Origin of the sequence: Streptomyces hazeniae, assembly GCF_031845485.1 — a bacterium.
Taxonomy (GTDB): domain Bacteria; phylum Actinomycetota; class Actinomycetes; order Streptomycetales; family Streptomycetaceae; genus Streptomyces; species Streptomyces hazeniae.
Window position 1 is genome coordinate 240,858 of the sequence record NZ_JAVREQ010000004.1, and the last position, 23,724, is coordinate 264,581.

Consider the following 23,724-nt stretch of genomic DNA (forward strand, 5'->3'; position numbering starts at 1 on the left):
CTTTCCCCCGGGCGTCCAATGGCTGCCATTGTCCCGCCTCGGCCGGCCCGTCCGCCCCGCCGACGACCGTCCGGCGGCCTCGCCGCCCCCGGGAAAACCCGGCTGCCGTCGCGCCGACCTGCGGCTAGTGTCCCCGCCATGACGACCAGCACCTCCCCCGCTCCCCGGCTCGACCACGCGCGGTACTGCGCGGAGATCCTCGAACAGACCCGCCTGCTGCGCCGCACCCTCGACGGCGCCGACCTCTCCGCGACGGTCCCCACCTGCCCCGACTGGTCGCTGCGCGAACTCGCCGTGCACGTCGGCGGCTCGCACCGCTGGGCGCACGAGATCGTCCGCACACGGGCCGCCGAGGAGGTGGAGGAGGAGACCGTCCCCGGCTTCCACGGGCCGGCCGCAGCACCGGACGCCGGAGGTGACGCCGGTCGTGACGCGGGTGGTGACGCCGGTCGTGACGCCGCCGATGCCGAAGCCCTCGACGCCTGGCTCGCCGAGGGCGCCGAACTGCTGGTCGCGGCGCTGCGCGAGGCGGGCCCGGACACCCGCGTCTGGTCCTGGTCCGCACGGACGGACGCCGGATTCTGGGCGCGGCGCATGACGCACGAGACGGTCGTCCACCGCTTCGACGCCGCCGGCGCCGTGCCCGGCACACCGTACGAGGTGGATGCCGAGGTGGCGGCCGACTGCGTCGACGAGTGGCTGGACATCCTCACCGACCCGGTCAACGAGGACGACGAGGAACTGCACGCGCTGCGCTCCCGCGCGGGCGAGAGCCTGCACCTGCACGCCACCGACGCCCCGGACGGCGTCGACGCCGAATGGCTGATCGAGCTGACCGGCGACGGCGTCGTCTGGCGGCGCGGCCACGCCAAGGCCACCGTCGCCCTGCGCGGCCCGCTCACCGACGTGCTCCGCGTCTTCCACCGCCGGCTCCCGGCCGACGCCGGGAGCGTGGAGGTCCTGGGGGACCGCGGACTGCTGGACTTCTGGCTGGAGTGCACCCGCTGGGGCTGAGTGGACCGGCGCCGGAAGCGGAGGGCTTCCCTGCGGGAAGCCCTCCGGCCTCTACAGGAAGCGTCCGAGGAACGACCGGGTCCGCTCGTGCGACGGGCGGTCCAGCAGGCTCGGCGGGCCTTCCTCGACCACCACTCCGTCGTCCATGAACACCACGCGGTCGGCTGCCTCCTTGGCGAAGGAGACCTCGTGGGTGACCACGATCATGGTCAGTCCCTCGCGCGCGAGGTCGCGCATGGTCGCCAGCACCTCCCCGACGAGTTCGGGGTCGAGGGCGCTGGTCGGTTCGTCGAAGAGCATCAGCTTCGGACGCATCGCCAGCGCCCGCGCGATGGCCACCCGCTGCTGCTGCCCGCCGCTGAGCTGCCGCGGATAGGCCCCGGCCTTGTCCGACAGGCCGACCCTGGCCAGCAGTTCGCGCGCGTCCTTCTGCGCCTCGGCGCGAGGGCGCTTCAGCACGCCGACGGGCGCCTCGACGATGTTCTGCAGGACCGTCTGGTGCGGGAAGAGGTTGAAGTGCTGGAAGACCATCCCGATGTCGCGGCGCTGCCGCGTCACCTCGCGGGGCCGCAGGTGGTGGACGCGGCCGTTGTGGACGCGGTAGCCCATGAGCTGTCCGCCGACGTGGATGGACCCGGCGTCCATGGCCTCCAGGTGGTTGATGCAGCGGAGGAAGGTCGACTTGCCGGAGCCGGAGGGGCCCATGAGGACCACGACTTCACCGGCGGCGACCTCCATGTCGATGCCGCGGAGCACCTCCAGCGAGCCGAAGCTCTTGCGGACGCCCCGGGCGCACATCATCGGCAGGTCGCTCTCGGGGGCCTGCGCCGCGGCGGCCGGGCTGTTCTCCTTGAGGGGCGTGGTCGTCTTCACGGCGTCTTCTCCTTACCGGACTGCGCCTCCGCCTCCCGGACGTCGGCGCGCGCGCCGCGCCGACGGAAGAGCGCGAAGTCCCAGAAGCTCTGCGGCGCGTTGCGTGTCGCGCCGCGCGCGTAGTGGCGTTCGATGAACGACTGCCCGATGTAGAGGATCGACGTCATCAGCAGGTACCACAGGCAGGCCACGAGCAGCAGCGGAATTGTCTCGAAGGTGCGGTTGTAGATGGACTGGACCGTGTAGAGCAGGTCGGCGAGGGCGATGACGCTCACCAGCGAGGTCGCCTTGAGCATGTTGATGACCTGGCTGCCGGTGGGCGGCACGATGAAGCGCATGGCCTGGGGGAGCACCACGCGGCGCAGCGTGCGGGGTTGCGACATGCCCAGCGCGGAGGACGCCTCCCGCTGGCCGGGGTCCACCGCGAGGAGGCCGCCGCGCACGATCTCCGCCATGTAGGCGGCTTCGTTGAGGCCGAGGCCGAGGATGGCGGCGAGCAGCGGGGTGATGAGCGCGTTGGTCTGCCCGCTGGCGAACTCCGGCCCGAAGGGGATGCCGAAGGAGATGCGCGGCAGCAGCGCGGAGAGGTTGTACCAGAGGATGAGCTGCACGAGGACGGGTACGCCGCGGAAGAACCAGACGTACGCCCCGCACACGCCGCTGAGGACGGGGTTGTCGGACATCCTGCCCACGGCGAGGAGCACGCCGAGGAGGATGCCGATCACCATGGCCACGACGGTGAGTTCCAGGGTGATGAGGATGCCCTTGCCGATGATCTCCGACCCGAAGTAGGAGCCGACCGTGCCCCATTCGAAGTTGGGGTTGGTGATCAGGAAGTGCGCGAACTGGGCGGCGAGCACGGCCAGGACGAGGACGGCGAGCCAGCGGAGCGGACGTCGTACGGGCGCGGCCGAGGCGACGTCGACCTCGGGGATGCGCGCGGCTCCGGAAACGTTTCTGCGGTCCGCTTCCGCTCGGTCGGTGGTGGGTGGCGGGTGGGAGGTGGCCATGGGGGCGTTCACTCCTGTCGGGGAAGGGCCGGCTCAGGAGCCGAGGTTGACACCGGGCTTGTCGAGCGCGTTGTCCGAGAGGTCCCACTTCTTCATGATCGATGCGTAGGTGCCGTCGTCCATGAGCTTGGTCAGTGCCTCGACCAGGACCTTCTTCAGCGGCGAGTCCTTGGGGATGACGGCGCCCTGGTACAGGTCGTCGAACCCGTTGGACTTGCCGGTGCCCGCGAGCTCCAGCTCCCCCTTCGACTGGTTGACGAAGTACGTCAGCGGCGCCTGGGAGGAGAAGAACGCGTCGGCGCGGCCGGACTTGACCGCGAGGATGGAACCGGGCTGGTCCTTGTAGGACTGCACCTTCACCGGGCGCTTCCCGGACTTCGTGCACTCCTTGGCCTGCTCCTTGATCACGCCCTCGGCGGAGCCGCCCGCCATGACGGCGATGCGCTTGCCGCAGGTGCTGTCCAGGGACTCGATGTTCTTCGGGTTGCCCTTGTGCACGGCGAAGACGACGTACTCCTGGACCCAGTCGACGAAGTCGTTCGACACCTGGCGGTCCTTGAAATCGCCCACGGGGCCGAGCGCCATGTCGTAGCGCCCCGCCTTGATGCCGGTGAGCGAACTCGGCAGGCCGTCGGCCGTGATGTGCGTGATCTTCACGCCGAGGAGCTGGCCGAGCGCGGTCGCGAGGTCGGCGGAGGCGCCGGTGAGGCTGCGGCCGTCGGAGCCGGCGATCTCGTACGGCGGGAAGGAGCCGTTGTTGACCGACACCAGCTTCTTCGACTCGCGGATCTTCTCCGGGAGCATGGCGTGCAGCTTCGGGTCCTTCTCCAGCGCCGGCTGTTCGGCGGTCTTCTCCGCGTCCTCCTGCACGCCCTCCGCCTGCGGCGGGTTGCTGCCGCAGGCGGCGAGGCCGAGGCAGGTGACGGCGGAGGTGACGGCTACGGCGAGGCGGGTCGAGCGGCGGATGGTGGCGTGGTTCATCGGGGCCCTCCGGAGGCGAGTATGGCGGGGCTGACGGCGAAGCGGCGGTTGGCGAGCACGGGAAGGACGGCGCGGGCCCTCGCGGTGGCTTCGGGTTCCGCGTCGGCCCAGGTCAGACCGGGGGTGGCGGTCAGCCGGGCGCGGACGTTGCCGAGCGGGTCGACGATCATGCTGTTGCCGGTGTTGCGCGGGCCGCACTCGCCGCTGGCGGCGACCCAGCAGGTGTTCTCCATGGCGCGGGCGGCGATCATGACCTCCCAGTGGCGTTCCTTCGCGGGCCCGCGCACCCAGGCGGCCGGGAGAGCGAGCACTTCGGCGCCCTGGTCGACCAGCAGCCGGGCCAGCTCGGGGAAGCGGATGTCGTAGCAGGTCATCAGGCCGACGCGGGTGCCGGCCACGTCCAGCAGCACGGGCGCCTCGTCGGCGGGCCGCACGTGGGCGGACTCCTGGTCGCCGAAGGCGTCGTACAGGTGCAGCTTGCGGTAGCGCGCGACCAGGCGTCCGTCCCGGAGGGCGACCAGGGTGTTGAAGACCCGGCCGTCCTCGGAGGGTTCGTGGATGCCGACGACGACGGTGGTCGTCCCGCCCTCAGTGGCTTCGGCGAGCGCGGAGACGAAGGGTCCGTCCAGCGACTGGGCGACCTCGCGGATGCGGTGGCGGTCCTCCGTGAAGCGGGCGAGCACGCCCTCGGGAAGCACGAGCAGGTCCGCGTCCGCGCGCCGTGCTCCGGCGACGAGGTCCTGGCAGCTGGCCAGGTTCTCCTTCCAGTCCGGACTGGCGGTGAACTGTCCGACGGCTGTGCGCATGGGGTCTCCGTCCTCGACCGTCCCGCCCCCCGAGGCGGGACGGGCGGTCAGTGGTCTGCGGCGAATGCGGAAGCGGGTACGGCGGGGGCGGCGAGGGCCGGGTCGGGGAAGAGGGCCGCCGGGTCGATCGGCTCGCGGCAGACGTCCTGGGCCCGGAGTTCGTCGCAGAAGGCGTGGATCATGGCGGTGTTGTCCTGCACCCCGTACGGCATCCAGTCGTCGCCGAAGAGCAGGGCCGACTCGGTGAGCTCGCGCAGGAGCCAGGGCGTCGTGTCGGCGAGGACGCGGCGCCGCCGCACCCAGCGGCGTTTGGACTGCTCCAGCGCCGCCAGCAGCACCCCGGGCAGATCGGGATGGGCCTCGGCCACCTCCCGGCGCAGGGTGACCAGGTGGATGCCGGGCACGAAGCCGTGCCGGCCGAAGTACGCGCGCTCCGCGTCCGCGTGGTCGGCGAGCAGGTGGCGGAAGCGGCTGTCGCGGGTGAACAGTTCCGAGGGCATGAACGGGGTCAGCACGGCGTCGAGCCGCCCCGCGGCCAGTTCCTCCTGGAGGGACCGGCCCTCGTCCAGAACGGACACGTTCGGCGGCAGCGGGCGGCTGCCCAGCCGGTCCTTGCCGCTCTCGCCCGCCGTGAGCGGGCCGACCCGCCAGTCGACGGATCCGATGCCGACGCCCTCGGCGCGCAGCAGGGCGCGGGTCCAGGTGTTGCCGGAGTCCGGCCAGCCGGTGAGCCCCACCCGCTTGCCGTCGAGTTCGGAGAGCTGTGTGAGCGGGCTGCCGGAACGCACGAGCACGCAGCGGTGGCGGAAGCCCCGCATGACGAACGCCGGAATGCCGACGAGCCGGTCGTCCCCGGCGGCGCGAGCCTGTACGTAGCGGCTGAAGGACGTCTCCCCGCCGTCGAGTTCCGGCTCGGCGAGCACGTCGGGGGTGGTGTCCCGCGCGTCGACCCGGAGGGTGAACCCGGGGGCGGTGACCTGCCCGGAGGCGAGCGGCACCAGGTGGTCCCAGTCGCGCAGCCCGAGGCGGATGACGGGTGAGGACACGCGCACTCCTTGTGTCGTCTTTCATGGGGTTCACGACGATGCGCCGGGAAGGCACCGAGGTATCCCCGGACGAACAGGAGGCTATTGTTCAGAGTCAGCGGCATACAAGACTCGTTTTGTTACCGGACAAACCTTTTCCCGAGGGTGACCCCGCGGCTACGCTGCGGGCGGCAGTACGGGCACAGGGAGTGATGTGACGGAAACCCAGCAGACAGCGGGCGAGACGGAGGCCGCGACGCAGGAACGGCTCTCCGCGGAGGCCCTGGCCACGCGGCTGAACGACCCCAGCGCACGCGGCATAGCCGGGACGATGACCGACCTCATCCGGGGCGGCGAACTGGCTCCCGGCGTCGCCCTCCCCACGGTGCGGGCACTGGCCGCCCGCCTCGGCGTGAGTCCGGGCACGGTCGCCGACGCCTGGTCCGTGCTGCGCAGACACCGCATGATCACCACGCGGGGGCGGCGCGGCAGCGTGGTCAGCGGCCCTCCGGCCGTCACCCACCCCGTGCGCTACGAGCGGGTCGGCGACTTCGGCGACCACCTCACCCAGGACCTGGCCATCGCCGCACCCGACCCGGCCCTGCTGCCGCCGCTGGAGGCCGCCCTGGCCTCGGGAGCCCGCACCCCCCAGCTGCACCGCTACTCCCGGACCTCCCTCACCCCCGCGCTGCGGGAGGCCGTCGAGCCCTCCTGGCCGTTCCCGCCGGAAGCGTGGCTGGCGGTGGGCGGCGGCTACGAGGGCGTCCACCTGCTGTGCCAGGCGCTGCTGGTGCCCGGGGACCGGGTCGCCGTCGAGGAACCCACCGCACCCCGGCTGCTCGACATCCTGGACGCACAGGAGGTGCGCACCCTGCCGGTCGCCTGCGACGCCGAAGGGCCGCTGCCGCACTCCCTCCGGCAGGCGCTCGCCGACCGGCCCGCGCTCTTCCTCTTCCAGCCGCGGGCCCAGACGCCACGCGGCTGGTCGCTCACCGCCCAACGGGCCGCGGAGCTCGCCTCGGTGCTGGAGTCCTCCCCCAACACCGTGGCCCTGGAGGACGACGGCATCGGACCCCTGGCCCGGCACCCCGCCGCCAGCGTCGGGACCCACCTGCCCGCACGCACGGTCGTGGTGCGCTCCTACTCCAAGGCGTACGGGCCCGACCTGCGGACCGCGGTGATCGGAGGGCCGCAGGACGTCGTCGAACGGGTGCGCGTGCTGCGGACGTACGGCACCGGCTGGACGAGCCGCATCCTTCAGGACACCGTGGCCCACCTGCTCCGCGACCCGGCGACGGAGGACCGGGTGACCGAGGCGGCGCACCGGTACGCGCTGCGCCGCACCGGCCTGGCGGAACGTCTGGCCGCACACGGCGTACTCACGGACAACCGGGACGGGCTCCAGCTGTGGATGCCCGTGGCCGACGAGACCTCCGCCCTGGTGACGCTGGCAGCCCGGGGCATCACGGTCTCGCCGGGAAGCCGGTTCTGCGTCGGTCCGCAGCTCCCGCACGTGCGGGTCGCCACCGCACGGCTGCCGGAGGACGGTGCGGCGCTGGACGCGACGGCCGGCCTGCTCGCCCTGGCCGCCCGCGCGGTCCGCACCCCCTGACGCCGCTAGCCTTGCCGGTATGACCGACTGGGACTCCCTGGAGTGGGTCCGGGCCACCGACGACCCGGACCCGGACGCCGAGTGCATCGAGATCGCCATGGGCGAGGACGACCTGGTGCACCTGCGACAGAGCGACGACCCGCAGAACGTCGTCACCACCACCCGGGTCAAGTGGGACGCGTTCGTACTGGGCGTGCGCAACGACGAGTTCGACCACTTCGTGGAGGGTGTCGAGGGCTTCGTACCCGGCCCCAACGCCCACAAGTACGGCCCGGACGCGGTCCGTTCGCCCGAGGGCGAGGGCGCGTAGCGGCGTGCCGGCATGACGACGGCCGCGCGCCGGGCCGGCGGGTGCCGACCCGGCGCGCGCCGTCACGGGGATCAGAGGTGGCCGTGCAGGCAGTCCCAGGTGTTGGGCCCGATGATGCCGTCCACGGCGATACCGCAGGCGCGCTGCGCCTTCCTGACGGCGGTCGCGGTGTTGGGGCCGAAGATGCCGTCGATGTCCACGTCGTAGCCCCGGACGTGCTTCAGGAGGCACTGGGCGTGGGACACGGCAGCGCCCGTGTCGCCCGGGGAGAGCTCCGGGTGGCTGCCGTTGTAGTTGCAGGCGCCGAGCAGCGAGGCTGCGGGAGCGGGCCGCGTGTCGGCGGCCGAGGCTGCCGGCACGGACAGCATCAGCGCGCCGGTCGCGGTGAGGGCACTGGTGGCGAGAGCGACGGTCTTCCGGAAACGCATGGTGATTCCCCCCTGTTGTCCGGAGCGGGCGCGAAGCGGCCGGGTCGGCTCGTGGACTTCGCGGCCGCTGCGTTCGGTTCGTTCAGCACGGAACGCTAGGCCGGGCCCCGGCCGCGACAGAGCCTTTGCGACGTGGCGCAAAGGCCCCGCGAGGACACGGACCGCTCCACTCAGGTGCCGTGCACGAGCGCGGTGCCCAGCGCCGTGCGGGAGTGCAGGACGGCGCCGCCCCGCCGTTCGGTGTCGACGAGCCCCGCCCGGCGCAGGGTCGTCGCGTGGCGGCTGGCTGCTGAGGGGGAGACGCGCAGGCGGTCCGCGAGGGCGCTGGTGGTGCGCCGGGTGTCCAGCGAACGCAGCACCGCGGCCCGGGTGGGCCCGAGCAGGTCGTCGAGGGCCGTGCCGGCGCGGCCGCCGCCGTCCTCCTCACGGCGGGCGTGTCCGGGAATCCACAGCGGCCCGCGGGAGACCGGGAAGGTCAGGACCGGTGGCAGCGACGGGTCGGCCAGTGCGATGGGATGGTCGTGCAGGAAGAAGCTGGGCACCAGGGTCAGGCCCCGGCCGTCCAGCCGCAGATGCTGCGTGGTCGGGTAGTCGACCTCCAGGACCGGCGGTCTCCAGCGGGCGCTCGCCCCCAGGGCGCCCAGCACCGCTTCGCCGCCGTGCCGCAGCACACGCCGCGCGCGGTCGTTCCGGTCCCGGCGGACGTCGGCCGCGACCCTGTCGGCGTGCGGAGCGAGGGCGACCGCGTGGTAGCGGCGCAGCGCGTCGCCGAGCCGGTGCAGCGCCCGGGGTCTGCCCGCGGCGAAGTCGTCGAGCCAGGCGGGCGGTCGCGGCATGCCGGACGCGAGCCGGCCGATCTCGGTGCGCAGTCTGCCCTTTCCGGTGGACAGCACCCTGTCGATGCCGGTGCCCACGTCGGGCGGATGGCCGTCGTCGTCCGAGGGGGTGAGGAAGTCGGGGAAGTAGGAGCTGCGCGGAGCGAGTGTGGTGAGGAGCCGGAGGTCGGCCCCTGCCCCGGCTGCCGCGAGACCGGCGCCCGTGCGGCGGCGCCACGCGGCGAAGAACGGGTCCGGCCGGATCATCTGATGCAGGCTCAGAACCGTCTCCCAGAGCGGGTCCGCCCGCTCCGCCAGGCGTAACCGGGCACGGTCGTCCGCGGTGAAGTGGATGTGCAGCACGTGTCCCCCCGTTGCTGTGCCGCTGACACTGCGTGAACATGTCTCGCCCCCACTGTCCCGCGACACGGGATGCCCGGTCAGAGGATTCCGGATATCGCGGACATCGCTGGGCTGGATGTTGAGGGGCTGGCGTCGAGGCGCCTGAGTACGGAGCTCAAGGGCCGGATCGGCCCTGGGCGTACACGGGGAGCGCGTCGAGCGGCAGTTCACCCCGGAGGGGCGGTGGGAGGGGTATCGTCCGGGCGCCGGGACGGGGCGAGGTCGTCGCGCCGAACGTGCCGGTGAGGGTCGCCCAGTAGTGGCCGCCGACGGGTTCGGTGTGCAGCGCCCACGTTCCGGTGGCGGGCCCGGTGACCGGGCGCGGGTCGACGACCAGCAGGGCGCGGACGCCTGCGGCGGCGTAGCGGTCGACGGCAGCCGGGACGCCGGTGGTGAGGGTGGCGTGGCGCAGGACGACCTCGACGGCGAAATCCACATCCTGTGGATGAAGGAACGCGTCGTCGGAACCGAGGAAACCCGTGGGGCAGACCGCGAGGTCCGGGACGGCGACCGTACCGGTGCCGGGCAGCGCGATCCCGGCCTGCTGCACGAGGGTCCGCCCCGCCGGCAGCAGGGGGCGCAACACCGTGTCCAGCACGCCGACGAGCGCCGCGTGCTTGCCGCAGCGCGACGCGGCGACGGCGGGACGTGCGACGTCCAGCTCGACGCGAATGCCGGTGAACCGTCGTACGAGGTCCGCCGCCCGCTGGAGACGGGGCGCGTCGAGCCGCACCGTACGGGCGCGGGTCGCACGGGCGGCGGTCATGCAGCGGTGCCCGGGGCGTGCTCCAGCTGGAACCAGAACGACTTGCCGGGCCCGGGACCGTCGAGGCAGAAGCCGTAGCGGCTGGCCAGTGCGGCGATGAGGAGCATGCCGCGGCCGTGCTCGGACTCCTCGGCGGGCGTGTCGACGTACGGGACGCCGGGAGCGGCGTCCTGCACGTGGACGCGGAGCGCCCCGTGGGCCAGCCACTCGCCGCACAGGGTGACCGGCCGCGTGCACCCGGCCGTCGCCGAGGCCGTGACCGCGTTCGTGGCCGCCTCCGACGTGAGGAGCACGGCCGTTTCGGCGAGTTCGCGGAGCGCTCCTCCGGCAGCCCGCCGCACGGTGTCGAACGACGTGCGCACCAGCTCCCGGCACGCCCTGACCCAGACCGGGTCCGGCGGGAACGTGAGCGCGAAGTCCGCCCCGACGGCTGCGAAACGCGCCCCTGTCGACGTGATCGTCGGACACATGGTGATGCCTCCTTCATCCGGTTCGGCCGGTGACCTCGCCGCGCCCCAACTGTCATGTGGAGCCGGTGCACTTCCGCCCGATCTGGCTCGGCTTGAGCAGTACGTGACGACGGTAGAGCCGTATGGTTTTCAATGCATAACCATTGAGCCGACGTTCCCTCCAATGAGTGACACGGTCGGGCTCTGCGGCACCCGCGAGGCAGCGACCTGCTAGGAGAGCACCATGGGACTACGCACTCGTCCGACTCAGCGACAGCGTCGCGTAGGCGTGGAGCTTCGCCGGCTGCGAGACATGGGCGGAATGACAGCCGCAGAAGCCGGCGGACTCGTGGACCTGAGCGGCGCACACCTCGGCCATGTCGAGTCCGGCAGAACTCCCATCCCCGAGGACAAGCTGCGCACGCTCCTGAAGGCTTACGGTTGCCATTCAAAAACGTATACGGAGGCCCTCATCGCGTGGAGCGCCGCTCCGCGTGGCTGGTGGCACAAGCACCGACGGGACTCGAGCCCCGGTGCACTCGACCTCGCCGAGATGGAGACGATGGCGGCGTCGCTGAAGGGGTTCGAGCCTCTGCACCTCCCCGGCCTGCTGCAGACTCCCGAGTACGTGGGGGCACTCATCAAAGGCGCCTTCCCCGAGAGCACGGAGAGCTTCCTGAACAGGGGCATCGAGTTCCGCCTGAAGCGTCAGGAGGTACTCGCCGGAGACGAAGCGGCCGAGTACCACGTCGTCATCCACGAAGCCGCGTTCCAGATGCGCTTCGTTGACGCCACTGTCATGCGGCGGCAGATCGTGCACCTGATCGAAGTAGCCCGGCTACCTCACATCACTCTGCAGGTCGTTCCCTTCCAGTCCGGCACCCTCCCAGTCGTCGGTTCTCCCTTCGTACTCTTCGAAGCTGCCGCCGACTCGCTGGACACGGTCTACCTGGAACATGACGCCGGAACGGTCTTCCTGACGGACCAGCAGGAAGCCACTCGCTACCGTCATACCTTCGAACGTCTCGCCGCACTCGCCTTGCCGCCCGTGCCCGACGAATCCGAACGGCAGTCCTACTCCGTGCGAGATTCGCTTAGCCTCTTGCAGCACCTGCTCTACGTGTTGTGAGGGGAAGACAGTGGCAGAAACGGGCTGGCAGAAGTCGTCATTCAGCAGCGGTGATCCGAACACCAACTGCGTCGAGGTCGACGGGGGAGGCCACGGGGTCCGCCTGCGGGAGAGCGAGGAGCCCTCGACCGTCCTGGCCGCGTCAGCGGACGCGCTGCACGCACTGCTGACGCACCTCAAGGCGGGCGACGCCCGCACCCATTGAGGCGCCGGGTCGGGTCAGTCTCGGCGGTGGACGTCCCAGAACTCGATCTTCTGTGCGTGCCAGCGCTCCCACAGGCGGGCCTGGCGGCCCGCCCCCACGTCGGCGGCGACCAGGAACCGCAGGTCGCCTTCCGTCAACGGCAGCACCGTGAGGAACCGCAGGGCGACGCTGCCGTCCTCGCCGAGGAACGGCGACACCTCGCGGAACACGGGGTGGGCACCGAACAGCAGGCCGTGAATCGCCGTGCCCGGGATCAACGGCGCTTCACCGCCCACCAAGCGGTCCTGCCCGACCGGCGGCCGCTCCTCGCCGCCCTCCCCCAGCACGTACTGCGCGGCGACGTTCACCAGCCGAACGGCCTCCGCCTCCTGGCCCGTCTGGAGGGTGCAGATGAGCTCGATCGGCTCGGGCGCCTCGATCTCCTGAAGGTGGAGCCCGGCCGTCACGGCGGACACGATCGGCAGTCGCTGCCGCTGCGGGTAGTGGAGGGTGACGCCGTAACCCCGGTCGTCCGGCGGCGTCCACCGCCGCTTCGCGGGCCCGAGGTGCCGTACGACGTGCGCGGTCAGGCCACCGAACTCATCGCTGTCCGTCATGAACGCCGAGACTAGGCGATCTCCCGGTTACTGGTGGCGCCTGTGAGAGCCGTGGGACGGATGTGCGGACACGAAGCGCAACTCTTCAGAAGAGATGACCGCCTCTGTGGAAACGCGGGACCCACACAGCCGATACGACCGCTAACGTCATGTGAGGAGACAATGTACTGACGGCGGTTGACCGGTTGAGGCTAGGGGGCACGTCCGGCATGAGCATCGGCGGCGACGAGTACGACGAGCAGGGTCGTACCGGCGGGGCAGGCACGTCCACGCGGCGTGCTCCGGCACGGGGCACCCGCACCCGCCTGCCCGGCGAGGACGGAGACGTCTACGGCGTCGGCAGACGACCCGCAGGGCGTCCGGGCCGCAGCCTTCTGATGGTCGTGAGCGTTGTGGTCCTGCTGATCGCGGCGATCGCGTTCGCCAACCGGAGCGGATCTTCCGGTTCGGAGGGCGAGGAGAACGACCCCGGCGGTGGCCCTGCCGCCCAACCCACCGCGCCCAGCGGCCAGACGCCGGTCCAGACCGAGGACGGCACCACGGGCATCCCGTCCGGCTTCCCCCAAACCGAACAGGGCGCCCAAAGCGCCGCCGCGAACTACGCGGTGGCGCTGGGCGGCGACCGGATGTACGGGGATGCGGAGAGGGCAGAGATCGTCCGGAAGGTGTACACCCCGGAGACCGCTGACCGACGCCTTCAAGAGCTCGACAAGGTCTACAACGACACTGCTTTCCTCAAACGCATCGGACTCGAAGATGATGGAACCGCTCCCGACGGCTTGACTTTCGTGTCACGAACGAGCCCGGTCGGCGCCAAGATCGTCAACTTCGACCAAGCGAGCGCTCGCGTTGCGGTCTGGTACTCAGCGCTCTTCGGCTTGGCCGGTCCGAACTCGAAGACTCCAGTGACCGAGAGTTGGTACACCAACACATTCGATCTGCAGTGGGTCGACGGTGACTGGAAGATCTTGGACTTCACACAAATCGATGGCCCCGTGCCGGTCGGACGAGACCAGCGAGCCTCCTCGGCGGAGGAGATGACTGACGCGGTCGAAGGGTTCGGAGGGTTCACCTATGCCCGCTAACCGTCAACGAGCCGTGACCGTCGGCGTGCTGGCAGCGGCACAGGGAGCAGTTCTGCTGCTCGCCTCCCGCGCCCATGCGGCACCGGACGACGACCCGTGCGACCTCGTGCGGGGTCCTGCAAAGGACTACTGCACCAGTGAGAACGGGAACCGGGAGGCGCCCGGGGGTGGGGACACCCCCATGAGCCCCGACGGCGTACTCGACCCGCTCGCCTCGTTGGCGAACGGCTGCGCCGAGGCCGCCGCGTGGACGATCCGCCGGCTCTCCGACCTCGTCAACGAGACGACGAAGGTCGACTTCACGAACCCCGCCTTCCTGCGGCAGTACGCCATCGTGTTCGCCGCCTCGACGATCCTGACCCTCGTCCTGTGGCTGCTGGCCGTGGCCAAGCGGGCCGTCCGGGGCGTGCCCTTCGTGGAGGCGTTCACCGAGGCCGTCGGCTTCCTCTGGCTCGTCGTCCTCGCGTCCGCGTTCACGCCGCTGATCCTCTACACGGTGGTGACGGCGACCGACGCCGTGACAGAGGCCGTGTCGTCGGGGACCCGTGACGACACGAACGCGTTCTTCGGGACGTTCGCCGAAGCCCTGGAGAAGGGCAACGACATCGGCGGCGGCCCGATCATGCTCATCGTCGTGTCGCTGATCTCCATCCTCGCGGCGGGCGTCCTCTACCTCGAACTCGTCATCCGGGCCGCGCTGCTGTACATCGGCGCACTGCTCGGCACCGCCGTCTACGCCGGGCTCGTCGACAAGAACCTGTGGGGCCATGTGCGCCGCTGGGCGGGCATCATGATCGCGGTGATCCTGGTGAAGCCCGTCATCATGATCGTGCTCAGCCTCGCCGGCGCACTCGCGGGCGAGAACGGGCCGAACGCGTTCTCCGCCATCGTCTCCGGGCTGGCGATCATCCTGCTGGCCATCTTCGCCTCCGCGATGATCTACCGCTTCGTGCCCGGCTTCGGCGACGAGATCGTCAACCACCGCAACGCCAGCCAGGACGCGGCCTCCCGCCAGGCCGCCGCGGTCGTCTCCTCGCCCGCGACGATGCTGCGGCAGGGCATCACCACCCACGGCGCGCGCGGCGGTGGCGGCAGCTCCGCCGCGAGCGCGGACGAGGGCCGGGGCGGGGGCGGCTCCCGCCCGTCGAACCCCGCCTCCGGCGGCGTCGCCGCCCACAGCACCCGCGACAGCGACGGGGGATCGTCGGCGCCCGCGCCGCCCCCGCCGCGCAAGGGCGACCCGTCCCGGACTCCGCACAGCAGCCGCACCGCCCGCGCGGGCAGTTCGGGCCGCAGCGGAGGTGAGCGCGGATGACCACCTCCACGCACCTCGCGGCGCCGCGCCGCACGTACATGATCGGCCGGGCCCGGCCGAACGCGATCGTCGGCAAGAACCGGGAGACCGGCGAGATCGCCCTGATCGTCGTCGGCGCGTTCCTCGGCATGATGAGCGGTCTGCTCATCCCCGTCCTCTCCGCCCGCATCCCGGCGCTGGTCGGGTTCCCGATGCTCGCCCTCGCCGCCGTGTACGTGCCGTACCGGGGGCGCACGTTCTACAGGTGGTTCGAGATCGACCGTTCCTTCCGCCGGCTGCTGCGCAGCGGCGCGACCTACCGTTCCGGGGCCGCCGAGGCCGGCGTGCGGCTCAGCGGCCACGAGGTGGACGTCGTGCCGCCGCCCGGTGTCGGCCGCATCACGTGGCTGAGCGCACCGTTCGGGCCCGACGAGCTGGCCGTGCTGCTGCACGCGGACCGCCGCACGGTCACCGCCGCCATCGAGATCGAAGGGCCCGGCGTGGGCCTGCGGGACAGCGAGGACCAGGAGGCGCTGGTCGACCGCTTCGGCGTGCTGCTCAAGCACGTCGCCAACGGCGACGGGTTCGTGACCCGCCTCCAGATGCTCGCGCGCACACTGCCCGCCGACCCCGACGCCCACGCCAAGGACGTCGCCGTGCGCGGGGACGACCGGGCCGCCGGCTGGCTCCAGGAGTCCTACGACGAACTCCAGTCGATGGTGTCCACCTCCAGCGAGCAGCACCGCGCCTACCTCGTCGCCTGCATGCACTACGGCCGCGAACTGGCCGCCGAGAGCGCGGCGATCGCCAAGGCGGCGCGCACCTCGGCCGGCGGCGGCCGGCGCATGACCAAGGACGAGGGCCTGGCCGTGGTGATGGCCCGCGAGCTCACCGACATCTGCGCCCGTCTCGCCGAGGCCGACATCCGGGTGCGACAGCCGCTCGGGCAGGCCCGGCTGGCGTCGCTGGTCCACTCCATGTACGACCCGGACCACCCGATCGACCACATCCAGGCCATGTCCAAGCGGAACGCCTGGCCGGCCGAACTCGACGCCCGCGAGGCGACGTACATGCAGGCCAAGACCCGGGAGTCGGCCACCCGCGCGCCCTGGTGCCACGCGACGGCCTGGGTCAAGGAGTGGCCGATGACCCCCGTCGGCGTCAACTTCCTCGCCCCGCTGCTCGTCCACACCCCCGACGTCATCCGCACGGTGGCCGTGGCGATGGACCTGGAGCCCACCGAGCTGGCCATCGAGCGGATGCTGACGGAGAAGACCAACGACGCCGCCGAGGCCAGCCGCGCCGCCAAGATGAACCGCACCGTCGACCCCCGCGACATCGCCGCGCACGGCCGGGTCGACCAGCGCGGCGACGACCTCGCCAGCGGCGCCGCCGGCGTCAACCTGGTCGGCTGGATCACCGTCTCCTCCCGCAACCCCGAGGCCCTGGCGCGGGACCGGCGCACCATCCGCGCCTCGGCCGGCAAGGCCTACCTGAAGCTGGAGTGGTGCGACCGGGAACACCACCGGGCCTTCGTCAACACGCTGCCGTTCGCGACCGGCATCCGGCGCTGAGAGGACGAGGGGACTCCCTGTGGCACTCGACCCGCTGAACGCCGTCACCGAAGCCTTCACCAGCTTCCTCTTCGGCAAGACGGAGACCACCCGCCTCCCGGTGCGCACCTCCACCGGCCAGGCGCAGGCCGTGTACCTGCCGACGGCCGCACCCGGCCTCGGCGACTCCGGCGTGATCATCGGCCGCGAGGTGTACAGCGGCAAGGGCTACATCTACGACCCGTTCCAGCTCTACGGCCAGCAGCTGCCCGCCCCGCACTGGCTGGTGCTCGGCGAGTCCGGCAACGGCAAGTCCGCGCTGGAGAAGACGTACGTGCTGCGGCAGCTCCGCTTCCGCGACCGGCAGGTCGTCGTGCTGGACGCCCAGGGCGAGGACGGCGTCGGCGAATGGAACCTCATCGCCGAGGAGATGGGCATCACCCCCATCCGCCTCGACCCGACGGCCGCCCTCGACCAGGGCATCCGCCTCAACCCGCTGGACCCGGCGATCACCACCACCGGGCAGCTCGCCCTGCTGCGCACCATCATCGAGGTGGCCATGGGCCACGGCCTCGACGAACGCTCCGGCTTCGCCCTCAAGGTCGCCCACGCCTACGTCAACGCCACCATCGCCGACCGGCAGCCCGTCCTCACCGACATCGTCGAGCAGCTCCGCCACCCGGAGCCCGAGTCCGCGAAGGCCATGAACGTGGCGCTGGACGACGTCCGCGCCTGGGGTCTGGACGTGGCGCTCGTCCTGGACCGCCTGGTCGACGGCGACCTGCGCGGCATGTTCGACGGCCCCACGACCGTCGGCATCGACCTGGACGCGCCGCTCATCGTCTTCGACCTGTCGCACATCGACCGCAACTCCATCGCCATGCCCATCCTCATGGCGATCGTCGGCGTGTGGCTGGAGCACACCTGGATCCGCCCCGACCGGCGCAAGCGCATCTTCCTGGTCGAGGAGGCGTGGCACATCATCAACAGCCCTTTCGTGGCCCAGCTCTTCCAGCGTCTGCTGAAGTTCGGCCGCCGGCTGGGCCTGTCGTTCGTGGCGGTGGTCCACCACCTCTCCGACGTGGTCGACGGCGCGGCCGCCCGGGAGGCGGCGGCGATCCTCAAGATGGCCTCCACCCGTACCGTCTACGCCCAGAAGGCCGACGAGGCCCGCGCGACGGGCAAGGTCCTCGGCCTGCCCCGCTGGGCCGTGGAGATCATCCCGACCCTGTCGCCCGGCATAGCCGTGTGGGACGTCAACGGCAACGTCCAGGTCGTCAAACACCTCGTCACGGACACCGAACGGCCGCTGGTCTTCACCGACCGCGCCATGACGGAGGCCGCCGCCGCACCGCCCTCCCCCTCCGACGCCCTCGAAGCGGAACTGGAGGCCGAGGCGGAGGCCCGCGCGCTCGCCATGGAGCACGTCCCCGGGCACGGCGGCCACGACCCGGCGTCCGGGGTGGCGTGACCGTGCCCGGCGGCCGTACCGGTCCGGGAGCGGCGGGTGCCGCCGACGGCGGCGCCCGCGGCATCCCCGACGGACTGCTGCTGGGTCTCCTGGGGTTCCTCCTCGGCCTCGCGGCGCTCACCTGGACGGCGACCGGCCTGTCGGCCTGGCTCGCCCACGGCAGCTGGCCCGACGGCCTCCACTTCCCCCGCACACCACTCGCGATACGCGAACTGGTCACCGACCCGAAGGACCTGGCAGCCGCCTGGCCCGGCGTTCCGGACGGTGCGCTCTCCGGCTACGGGCTCTTCTGGGGCCTCTTCATCGGCCAGCTGATGGTGCTCACCGTGCTCGCCGTCTTCCTCATCGGCACCGTCACCCGCTGGCGTGCGGTCCGCGCGGCCCGCCGCGAGGACGCCCGCGTGTCACGGCCCGGACCGGACCTGCGCAAGCACGCACCCGGCCCCGTGCCGGCACCACGCGCCGAACGCCCCGCCGACTCGGCAGAACCGCCCGCAATCACCGGGACCGTACCGGCCCCCGGCACCGCACCGCCCGCCACCGCGTCGACGGGCCCGGCCGCGCCTCCCGGGCGCGGCCCGGCGCTGCACGGCCTCCTCGTCGGCGCGGGACGGGACGAGGCGGCCGAAGCAGTCCGGGACGCCGAGGGCGCCCTCCTGGTCGTCACCGCGGATCCCGGGCTGTGGTCGGAGACCGCCGGAGCCCGCGCCAAACTCGGCCCCGTCCACGTCTACGACCCGGAGCAGTTCACCGACGCGCCCACCCGCCTGCGCTGGGCCCCGCACCACGGCTGCGAGGACATGGCCGAGGCGCGTGCCCGCGCGGCCGCCCTGCTCGCCCCCGTCCGCAGCCCGGCACGGAGCGACGCGGCGGTACACGACGCCGCAAAGACCCTGCTGCGCTGCTGGCTGCATGCGGCAGCCCTCGACCGGGAGCCGTTCCGCCAGGTGCACCGCTGGTCCCTCACGGGCTCCTCCCGGGACGCCCTGCGCATCCTCCGCACGAACCCGGCCGGGGCCTCCGGCGCCTCCGGAGAACTGGAAGCCGGCCTCACCGCCTACCCGGAACGACGCGAGGCGGCCACCGAGTTGATCCGCCGCGCGCTCAACTGCGTCTCACAGCTCCATGTGCGCAACGCCAGCACCCCGCCGCGATTCGATCGCCTCGCGTGGGAATCGTTCGTGTCCGAGGGGGGAAGCCTCTTCGTGGTGGGCGAGTCGCTGGAGGACCCGCACCGGGGAGACCCGGCAGCGATGCCCCTGCTGACGGCGCTCACCTCAGCCGTGGTCGGGCACGGCCGCCGCATGGCCGCACGGTCATCCGCCGGCCGGCTCGACCCACCAGTCACCCTGGTGCTCGACCACCCCGCGACGGTGGCGCCGCTGCCCGAGCTGCCGTGGCTCCTGTCCGACGGCGCACCGTCCGGGCTGGTGACCCGTGCCCTGGTGCGCTCGGAGGAACAGCTCCGCACCTGGTGGCCCGAGTTGGTCCCTCATCGCCCCTGAGCCTCCGACGGCGGACGTTCCAGCACCATCTCCCACTCCAGTGCCGCGGCGTCGTTCGGGTCCGGCTTCGACGCTCCCGTCCGGGCGAACCCGTAACGCCGGTAGAACGCCTCCGCCCGCGGGTTGCCCTGGTGCACGTCGAGCCGCATCCGGACGACGTCCGTCCGCGCCCACGCCCACGCCTGAGCCGTGTCGAAGAGCCGCTCGGCGAGTCCGTCGCCACGGTGTTCCGGACGCAGGTAGACGGCGACGACGTGCGCCTCGCCGTCCTCCACGAACACCACCAGCATGCCCGCCCACGAGCCGTCGGGCAGCTCTGCGGCCAGCGTGGTGATCGGACGGCCGTTCCGCGCCTGCCCCGCCCGCCCCCGCCAGAACGAGGGCGGCTTGCCCGCCGCGACCTCGTAGCGCTCGTTGAAGGCGACCGGCGCCAACGGGTCCGCGAGCGCGGCGAGCCGCAGTTCCCGCAACCGCCGCCAGTCCCCGGCGTGCGCCTCCCGGATCCGGTACTCCATGCAATCATCGTGCCCCCTGGCCCGCCCCGGCGCCGCCCGGCGCGGTAACGGTACTGCCAAGATCACACATCCCGGCGAAGGCGGCTCTAACGTCCCTGCCATGGGAGCCGTGGATCTGACGAACGCAGTGGTCGGAGCAGTGGTGGGCATGCTCGCCGCAGCACTGTTCCAGCAACCCCTCCAGGACGCGGTGTTCTCCCTCCGCAAACGGGCGAGCAGAACCCTGCACGCCTTACGCGCCGAGGAGCGTTCCGTCCCCGTCTGGAACACCTTCTCGCTCGGGCCCCTGCACACCAGCGGTCTGATCGTCGAGGGGGACGGAACGACGCCCATAGCACCCGAGTCCGTGTTCGTGCAGGTGCTGGACGACGAGGTCCGGCTGCCGGACGAGATGGCACGGTGGCGCGACGAGATCGAAGAGGACAATCACCGTCGTCGTGCCGCTGGGGACACCAGCACGTGGAACGGCGACCGGTACGCCGTCGAGGCAGTGTCCGTCTCGCGGAGCGCCCTGGACGAGAACCCCGAGGTCCACATACGTCTGCGCCCCACCGACTACTACACGTACCTCGCAGCCCAGCAGCTCGACCGTCCGCTGGCGTCCGGCGGCACGCCGCGGTCCCGGTACCTGGACCCGGATCGCCCGCTGGAGGCGCCGGCGTTCCTCCAGTGCAGTCTCGGAGCGAACGTCGCCGTCGTGACGGCGGACGACCTGCTGGTCGTCACCCGTCGCAGTACGGAGACGCGCATGGCCCCGGGGCTGTGGAACGTCTCGGTCAACGAAGGTCTCTCCCGGCACATCGACTCGGCCGGCCGCAGGGCCCCGGACCTCCACGCGCTCGCACGTCGCGGCATGCAGGAGGAGATGGCCCTCGAGCCCCACGAATACGAACTGACCCTGCTGGCCGTGGCGCTGGACGTGCAGAAGAGGCACTGGGGCCTGCACTTCTACGCCAAGCTCAGCACCCTGACCGGCAGCGCCCTCGAAGCGCGGATCAGCCGCGGGGTGGCAGACCGGTGGGAACACTCGACGGTGGACTTCGTGCGCTTCCGGCCGGCCGATGTGACGCGCTACGTACTGCGGCCGGACCGGGTGCACCGCTGGGCACCGCTGGCTCCGAGCCTGTTCCACCTGGCTCTCGTTCACGTGCATTCCCGCACACCGGTCGAACGGGCGGAGGCGCAGGTCATCCGCCGGCTCTGACAACACGGCCCCACAAACACGTCGACCCCCCAGACAGAGTCTGGGGGGTCGACGTTCAATGATTGTTCGGCGGCGTCCTACTCTCCCACGAGGTCCCCCTCGCAGTACCATCGGCGCAATGAGGCTTAGCTTCCGGGTTCGGAAAGTAACCGGGCGTTTCCCTCACGCTATGACCACCGAAACACTATGAAACACACAAAACCGGGAGAATCAGCCGCAACCCCTGCACCACCCTCACGGGCGGGGGGTTGCGGGGTTCTCGACCTGGTTGTGGTCTCAGAACCCACACAGTGGACGCGAGCCTCTATGGACAAGCCCTCGGCCTATTAGTACCGGTCACCTCCACCCATTACTGGGCTTCCAGATCCGGCCTATCAACCCGGTCGTCTACCGGGAGCCTTAACCCCTCAACGGGGGTGGGAGTCCTCATCTCGAAGCAGGCTTCCCGCTTAGATGCTTTCAGCGGTTATCCCTCCCGAACGTAGCCAACCAGCCATGCCCTTGGCAGAACAACTGGCACACCAGAGGTCCGTCCGTCCCGGTCCTCTCGTACTAGGGACAGCCCTTCTCAAGACTCCTACGCGCACAGCGGATAGGGACCGAACTGTCTCACGACGTTCTAAACCCAGCTCGCGTACCGCTTTAATGGGCGAACAGCCCAACCCTTGGGACCGACTCCAGCCCCAGGATGCGACGAGCCGACATCGAGGTGCCAAACCATCCCGTCGATATGGACTCTTGGGGAAGATCAGCCTGTTATCCCCGGGGTACCTTTTATCCGTTGAGCGACGGCGCTTCCACAAGCCACCGCCGGATCACTAGTCCCGACTTTCGTCCCTGCTCGACCCGTCAGTCTCACAGTCAAGCTCCCTTGTGCACTTACACTCACCACCTGATGACCAACCAGGCTGAGGGAACCTTTGGGCGCCTCCGTTACTCTTTAGGAGGCAACCGCCCCAGTTAAACTACCCACCAGACACTGTCCCTGATCCGGATCACGGACCCAGGTTAGACATCCAGCACGACCAGAGTGGTATTTCAACAACGACTCCACCCAAGCTGGCGCTTGAGTATCACAGTCTCCCACCTATCCTACACAAGCCGAACCGAACACCAATATCAAGCTATAGTAAAGGTCCCGGGGTCTTTCCGTCCTGCTGCGCGAAACGAGCATCTTTACTCGTAGTGCAATTTCACCGGGCCTATGGTTGAGACAGTCAAGAAGTCGTTACGCCATTCGTGCAGGTCGGAACTTACCCGACAAGGAATTTCGCTACCTTAGGATGGTTATAGTTACCACCGCCGTTTACTGGCGCTTAAGTTCTCAGCTTCGCCATCCCGAAGAATGACTAACCGGTCCCCTTAACGTTCCAGCACCGGGCAGGCGTCAGTCCGTATACATCGCCTTACGGCTTCGCACGGACCTGTGTTTTTAGTAAACAGTCGCTTCTCGCTGGTCTCTGCGGCCACCCCCAGCTCAAGGAGTAAATCCCATCACCAGGCGTGGCCCCCCTTCTCCCGAAGTTACGGGGGCATTTTGCCGAGTTCCTTAACCATAGTTCACCCGAACGCCTCGGTATTCTCTACCAGACCACCTGAGTCGGTTTAGGGTACGGGCCGCCATGAAACATCGCTAGAGGCTTTTCTCGACAGCATAGGATCATCCACTTCACCACAATCGGCTCGGCATCAGGTCTCAGACACATGCCAGGCGGATTTACCTACCTGACGTCCTACACCCTTACCCCGGGACAACCACCGCCCGGGATGGACTACCTTCCTGCGTCACCCCATCACTCACCTACTACCAGCTCGGGCCACCGGCTCCACCACTCCGACTTCATCCGAAGAATCCGCCGGCGGCTTCACGGGCTTAGCATCACTGGATTCGATGTGGGTCGCTTCACAGCGGGTACCGGAATATCAACCGGTTATCCATCGACTACGCCTGTCGGCCTCGCCTTAGGTCCCGACTTACCCTGGGCAGATCAGCTTGACCCAGGAACCCTTAGTCAATCGGCGCGCACGTTTCTCACGTACGTATCGCTACTCATGCCTGCATTCTCACTCGCATACCGTCCACAACTCGCTTCCACGGCTGCTTCACCCGGCACACGACGCTCCCCTACCCACCCACACGGTCGTTGGACCTGTTGTGTGAGTGACACGACTTCGGCGGTGTGCTTGAGCCCCGCTACATTGTCGGCGCGGAATCACTTGACCAGTGAGCTATTACGCACTCTTTCAAGGATGGCTGCTTCTAAGCCAACCTCCTGGTTGTCTCTGCGACTCCACATCCTTTCCCACTTAGCACACGCTTAGGGGCCTTAGTCGATGCTCTGGGCTGTTTCCCTCTCGACCATGGAGCTTATCCCCCACAGTCTCACTGCCGCGCTCTCACTTACCGGCATTCGGAGTTTGGCTAAGGTCAGTAACCCGGTAGGGCCCATCGCCTATCCAGTGCTCTACCTCCGGCAAGAAACACACGACGCTGCACCTAAATGCATTTCGGGGAGAACCAGCTATCACGGAGTTTGATTGGCCTTTCACCCCTAACCACAGGTCATCCCCCAGGTTTTCAACCCTGGTGGGTTCGGGCCTCCACGAAGTCTTACCTCCGCTTCACCCTGCCCATGGCTAGATCACTCCGCTTCGGGTCTTGAACACGCTACTCAG

The 23,724-nt window shown here is 70.1% G+C and carries 22 protein-coding genes and 2 rRNA genes; 11 read left to right on the top strand and 13 right to left on the bottom strand.

Features of this window, described 5'->3' with window-relative positions; all coding sequences use genetic code 11:
• Positions 1-138: 138 nt before the first annotated feature.
• Entirely contained in the window at positions 139-1,014 is an 876-nt protein-coding gene (locus tag RM572_RS07510; RefSeq protein WP_311672484.1) for a maleylpyruvate isomerase N-terminal domain-containing protein, read from the top strand.
• A 51-nt stretch (positions 1,015-1,065) separates the two neighbouring features.
• Here RM572_RS07510 and RM572_RS07515 read toward each other — a convergent pair whose 3' ends face one another.
• The 5 genes from RM572_RS07515 to RM572_RS07535 form a co-directional block, all read right to left on the bottom strand.
• Complete coding sequence (locus RM572_RS07515; RefSeq protein WP_311672516.1) at positions 1,066-1,815, bottom strand: amino acid ABC transporter ATP-binding protein; 750 nt, start codon at positions 1,813-1,815, stop codon at positions 1,066-1,068.
• Positions 1,816-1,883: 68 nt separating this feature from the next.
• Positions 1,884-2,897, bottom strand: coding sequence for an amino acid ABC transporter permease (locus RM572_RS07520; protein WP_311672485.1), 1,014 nt, complete (start codon positions 2,895-2,897; stop codon positions 1,884-1,886).
• 33 nt (positions 2,898-2,930) lie between these two features.
• Entirely contained in the window at positions 2,931-3,878 is a 948-nt protein-coding gene (locus RM572_RS07525) for an ABC transporter substrate-binding protein (protein ID WP_311672486.1), read from the bottom strand.
• Entirely contained in the window at positions 3,875-4,684 is an 810-nt protein-coding gene (locus tag RM572_RS07530) for a deaminated glutathione amidase (protein ID WP_311672488.1), read from the bottom strand. The genes RM572_RS07525 and RM572_RS07530 overlap by 4 nt, the downstream gene beginning before the upstream one ends.
• A 47-nt stretch (positions 4,685-4,731) precedes the next feature.
• Positions 4,732-5,730 carry a substrate-binding domain-containing protein gene (locus RM572_RS07535; protein WP_311672489.1) on the bottom strand — a complete coding sequence of 333 codons (999 nt, stop codon included), beginning with the start codon at positions 5,728-5,730 and terminating at the stop codon, positions 4,732-4,734.
• A 193-nt stretch (positions 5,731-5,923) separates the two neighbouring features.
• Here RM572_RS07535 and RM572_RS07540 point away from each other — a divergent pair, with 193 nt between their 5' ends.
• Positions 5,924-7,321 carry an aminotransferase class I/II-fold pyridoxal phosphate-dependent enzyme gene (locus RM572_RS07540; protein WP_311672490.1) on the top strand — a complete coding sequence of 466 codons (1,398 nt, stop codon included), beginning with the start codon at positions 5,924-5,926 and terminating at the stop codon, positions 7,319-7,321.
• A 19-nt stretch (positions 7,322-7,340) separates the two neighbouring features.
• Entirely contained in the window at positions 7,341-7,631 is a 291-nt protein-coding gene (locus RM572_RS07545) for a DUF397 domain-containing protein (protein WP_051308731.1), read from the top strand.
• A gap of 71 nt (positions 7,632-7,702) precedes the next feature.
• Here RM572_RS07545 and RM572_RS07550 read toward each other — a convergent pair whose 3' ends face one another.
• The 4 genes from RM572_RS07550 to RM572_RS07565 all read right to left on the bottom strand — a co-directional run bounded on the left by RM572_RS07550 (position 7,703) and on the right by RM572_RS07565 (position 10,512).
• Positions 7,703-8,059: a peptidoglycan-binding domain-containing protein gene (locus RM572_RS07550; RefSeq protein ID WP_311672491.1), complete on the bottom strand. Its 357-nt coding sequence runs from the start codon at positions 8,057-8,059 to the stop codon at positions 7,703-7,705.
• A gap of 170 nt (positions 8,060-8,229) precedes the next feature.
• Complete coding sequence (locus RM572_RS07555) at positions 8,230-9,237, bottom strand: ArsR/SmtB family transcription factor (protein ID WP_311672492.1); 1,008 nt, start codon at positions 9,235-9,237, stop codon at positions 8,230-8,232.
• A gap of 154 nt (positions 9,238-9,391) precedes the next feature.
• Positions 9,392-10,042, bottom strand: coding sequence for a Uma2 family endonuclease (locus tag RM572_RS07560; RefSeq protein ID WP_311672493.1), 651 nt, complete (start codon positions 10,040-10,042; stop codon positions 9,392-9,394).
• Positions 10,039-10,512 (bottom strand): ATP-binding protein, encoded by a 474-nt coding sequence (locus tag RM572_RS07565; protein WP_311672494.1) that lies wholly within the window; start codon positions 10,510-10,512, stop codon positions 10,039-10,041. Before RM572_RS07565 ends, RM572_RS07560 begins: the two co-directional genes overlap by 4 nt.
• 223 nt (positions 10,513-10,735) lie before the next feature.
• Between RM572_RS07565 and RM572_RS07570 the strand changes: the two genes are divergently transcribed.
• The gene (locus RM572_RS07570) at positions 10,736-11,620 is read left to right on the top strand and encodes a helix-turn-helix domain-containing protein (RefSeq protein WP_311672495.1); all 885 of its coding nucleotides are present in this window, start codon (positions 10,736-10,738) and stop codon (positions 11,618-11,620) included.
• Positions 11,621-11,630: 10 nt separating this feature from the next.
• Positions 11,631-11,825: a DUF397 domain-containing protein gene (locus tag RM572_RS07575; RefSeq protein WP_311672496.1), complete on the top strand. Its 195-nt coding sequence runs from the start codon at positions 11,631-11,633 to the stop codon at positions 11,823-11,825.
• A 14-nt stretch (positions 11,826-11,839) separates the two neighbouring features.
• Here RM572_RS07575 and RM572_RS07580 read toward each other — a convergent pair whose 3' ends face one another.
• Positions 11,840-12,421 carry a suppressor of fused domain protein gene (locus RM572_RS07580; protein WP_311672497.1) on the bottom strand — a complete coding sequence of 194 codons (582 nt, stop codon included), beginning with the start codon at positions 12,419-12,421 and terminating at the stop codon, positions 11,840-11,842.
• Positions 12,422-12,630: 209 nt separating this feature from the next.
• Between RM572_RS07580 and RM572_RS07585 the strand changes: the two genes are divergently transcribed.
• Genes RM572_RS07585 through RM572_RS07605 form a run of 5 tightly spaced genes read left to right on the top strand, consistent with a single transcriptional unit; the run spans position 12,631 to position 19,329 of the window.
• Positions 12,631-13,506, top strand: a complete 876-nt coding sequence (locus tag RM572_RS07585; protein WP_311672498.1) for a hypothetical protein — start codon at positions 12,631-12,633, stop codon at positions 13,504-13,506.
• Positions 13,496-14,821: a hypothetical protein gene (locus tag RM572_RS07590; RefSeq protein ID WP_311672499.1), complete on the top strand. Its 1,326-nt coding sequence runs from the start codon at positions 13,496-13,498 to the stop codon at positions 14,819-14,821. The genes RM572_RS07585 and RM572_RS07590 overlap by 11 nt, the downstream gene beginning before the upstream one ends.
• Positions 14,818-16,374 carry an SCO6880 family protein gene (locus RM572_RS07595; RefSeq protein WP_311672500.1) on the top strand — a complete coding sequence of 519 codons (1,557 nt, stop codon included), beginning with the start codon at positions 14,818-14,820 and terminating at the stop codon, positions 16,372-16,374. Before RM572_RS07590 ends, RM572_RS07595 begins: the two co-directional genes overlap by 4 nt.
• A gap of 19 nt (positions 16,375-16,393) precedes the next feature.
• A complete protein-coding gene (locus RM572_RS07600; protein WP_311672501.1) occupies positions 16,394-17,824 on the top strand; it encodes an ATP-binding protein in 1,431 nt (476 codons plus the stop codon).
• Positions 17,825-17,826: 2 nt separating this feature from the next.
• On the top strand, positions 17,827-19,329 hold the full coding sequence (locus tag RM572_RS07605) for a type IV secretory system conjugative DNA transfer family protein (RefSeq protein ID WP_311672517.1): 1,503 nt from the start codon (positions 17,827-17,829) through the stop codon (positions 19,327-19,329).
• Here the strand turns inward: RM572_RS07605 and RM572_RS07610 are convergent.
• Positions 19,317-19,844: a GNAT family N-acetyltransferase gene (locus tag RM572_RS07610; RefSeq protein WP_311672502.1), complete on the bottom strand. Its 528-nt coding sequence runs from the start codon at positions 19,842-19,844 to the stop codon at positions 19,317-19,319. The genes RM572_RS07605 and RM572_RS07610 overlap by 13 nt on opposite strands.
• Before the next feature lie 100 nt (positions 19,845-19,944).
• On the opposite strand from RM572_RS07610, the gene RM572_RS07615 reads away from it, so the two are divergent.
• Positions 19,945-21,048, top strand: coding sequence for a hypothetical protein (locus tag RM572_RS07615; RefSeq protein WP_311672503.1), 1,104 nt, complete (start codon positions 19,945-19,947; stop codon positions 21,046-21,048).
• 64 nt (positions 21,049-21,112) lie between these two features.
• Here the strand turns inward: RM572_RS07615 and rrf are convergent.
• Both rrf and RM572_RS07625 read right to left on the bottom strand, forming a co-directional pair.
• Positions 21,113-21,229, bottom strand: a 5S ribosomal RNA gene (rrf, locus tag RM572_RS07620).
• Between the two features lie 125 nt (positions 21,230-21,354).
• Positions 21,355-23,724 (bottom strand): 23S ribosomal RNA (locus RM572_RS07625); the annotation flags it as partial.

Excerpts from the sequence above, each read along its gene's own strand:
- RM572_RS07510 (WP_311672484.1), top strand. The coding sequence starts at position 139 with ATGACGACCAGCACCTCCCCCGCTCCCCGGCTCGACCACGCGCGGTAC.
- RM572_RS07515 (WP_311672516.1), bottom strand. The coding sequence starts at position 1,815 with ATGATGTGCGCCCGGGGCGTCCGCAAGAGCTTCGGCTCGCTGGAGGTG.
- RM572_RS07520 (WP_311672485.1), bottom strand. The coding sequence starts at position 2,897 with ATGGCCACCTCCCACCCGCCACCCACCACCGACCGAGCGGAAGCGGAC.
- RM572_RS07525 (WP_311672486.1), bottom strand. The coding sequence starts at position 3,878 with ATGAACCACGCCACCATCCGCCGCTCGACCCGCCTCGCCGTAGCCGTC.
- RM572_RS07530 (WP_311672488.1), bottom strand. The coding sequence starts at position 4,684 with ATGCGCACAGCCGTCGGACAGTTCACCGCCAGTCCGGACTGGAAGGAG.
- RM572_RS07545 (WP_051308731.1), top strand. The coding sequence starts at position 7,341 with ATGACCGACTGGGACTCCCTGGAGTGGGTCCGGGCCACCGACGACCCG.
- RM572_RS07550 (WP_311672491.1), bottom strand. The coding sequence starts at position 8,059 with ATGCGTTTCCGGAAGACCGTCGCTCTCGCCACCAGTGCCCTCACCGCG.
- RM572_RS07560 (WP_311672493.1), bottom strand. The coding sequence starts at position 10,042 with ATGACCGCCGCCCGTGCGACCCGCGCCCGTACGGTGCGGCTCGACGCG.
- RM572_RS07565 (WP_311672494.1), bottom strand. The coding sequence starts at position 10,512 with ATGTGTCCGACGATCACGTCGACAGGGGCGCGTTTCGCAGCCGTCGGG.
- RM572_RS07570 (WP_311672495.1), top strand. The coding sequence starts at position 10,736 with ATGGGACTACGCACTCGTCCGACTCAGCGACAGCGTCGCGTAGGCGTG.
- RM572_RS07580 (WP_311672497.1), bottom strand. The coding sequence starts at position 12,421 with ATGACGGACAGCGATGAGTTCGGTGGCCTGACCGCGCACGTCGTACGG.
- RM572_RS07585 (WP_311672498.1), top strand. The coding sequence starts at position 12,631 with ATGAGCATCGGCGGCGACGAGTACGACGAGCAGGGTCGTACCGGCGGG.
- RM572_RS07590 (WP_311672499.1), top strand. The coding sequence starts at position 13,496 with ATGCCCGCTAACCGTCAACGAGCCGTGACCGTCGGCGTGCTGGCAGCG.
- RM572_RS07595 (WP_311672500.1), top strand. The coding sequence starts at position 14,818 with ATGACCACCTCCACGCACCTCGCGGCGCCGCGCCGCACGTACATGATC.
- RM572_RS07610 (WP_311672502.1), bottom strand. The coding sequence starts at position 19,844 with ATGGAGTACCGGATCCGGGAGGCGCACGCCGGGGACTGGCGGCGGTTG.
- RM572_RS07615 (WP_311672503.1), top strand. The coding sequence starts at position 19,945 with ATGGGAGCCGTGGATCTGACGAACGCAGTGGTCGGAGCAGTGGTGGGC.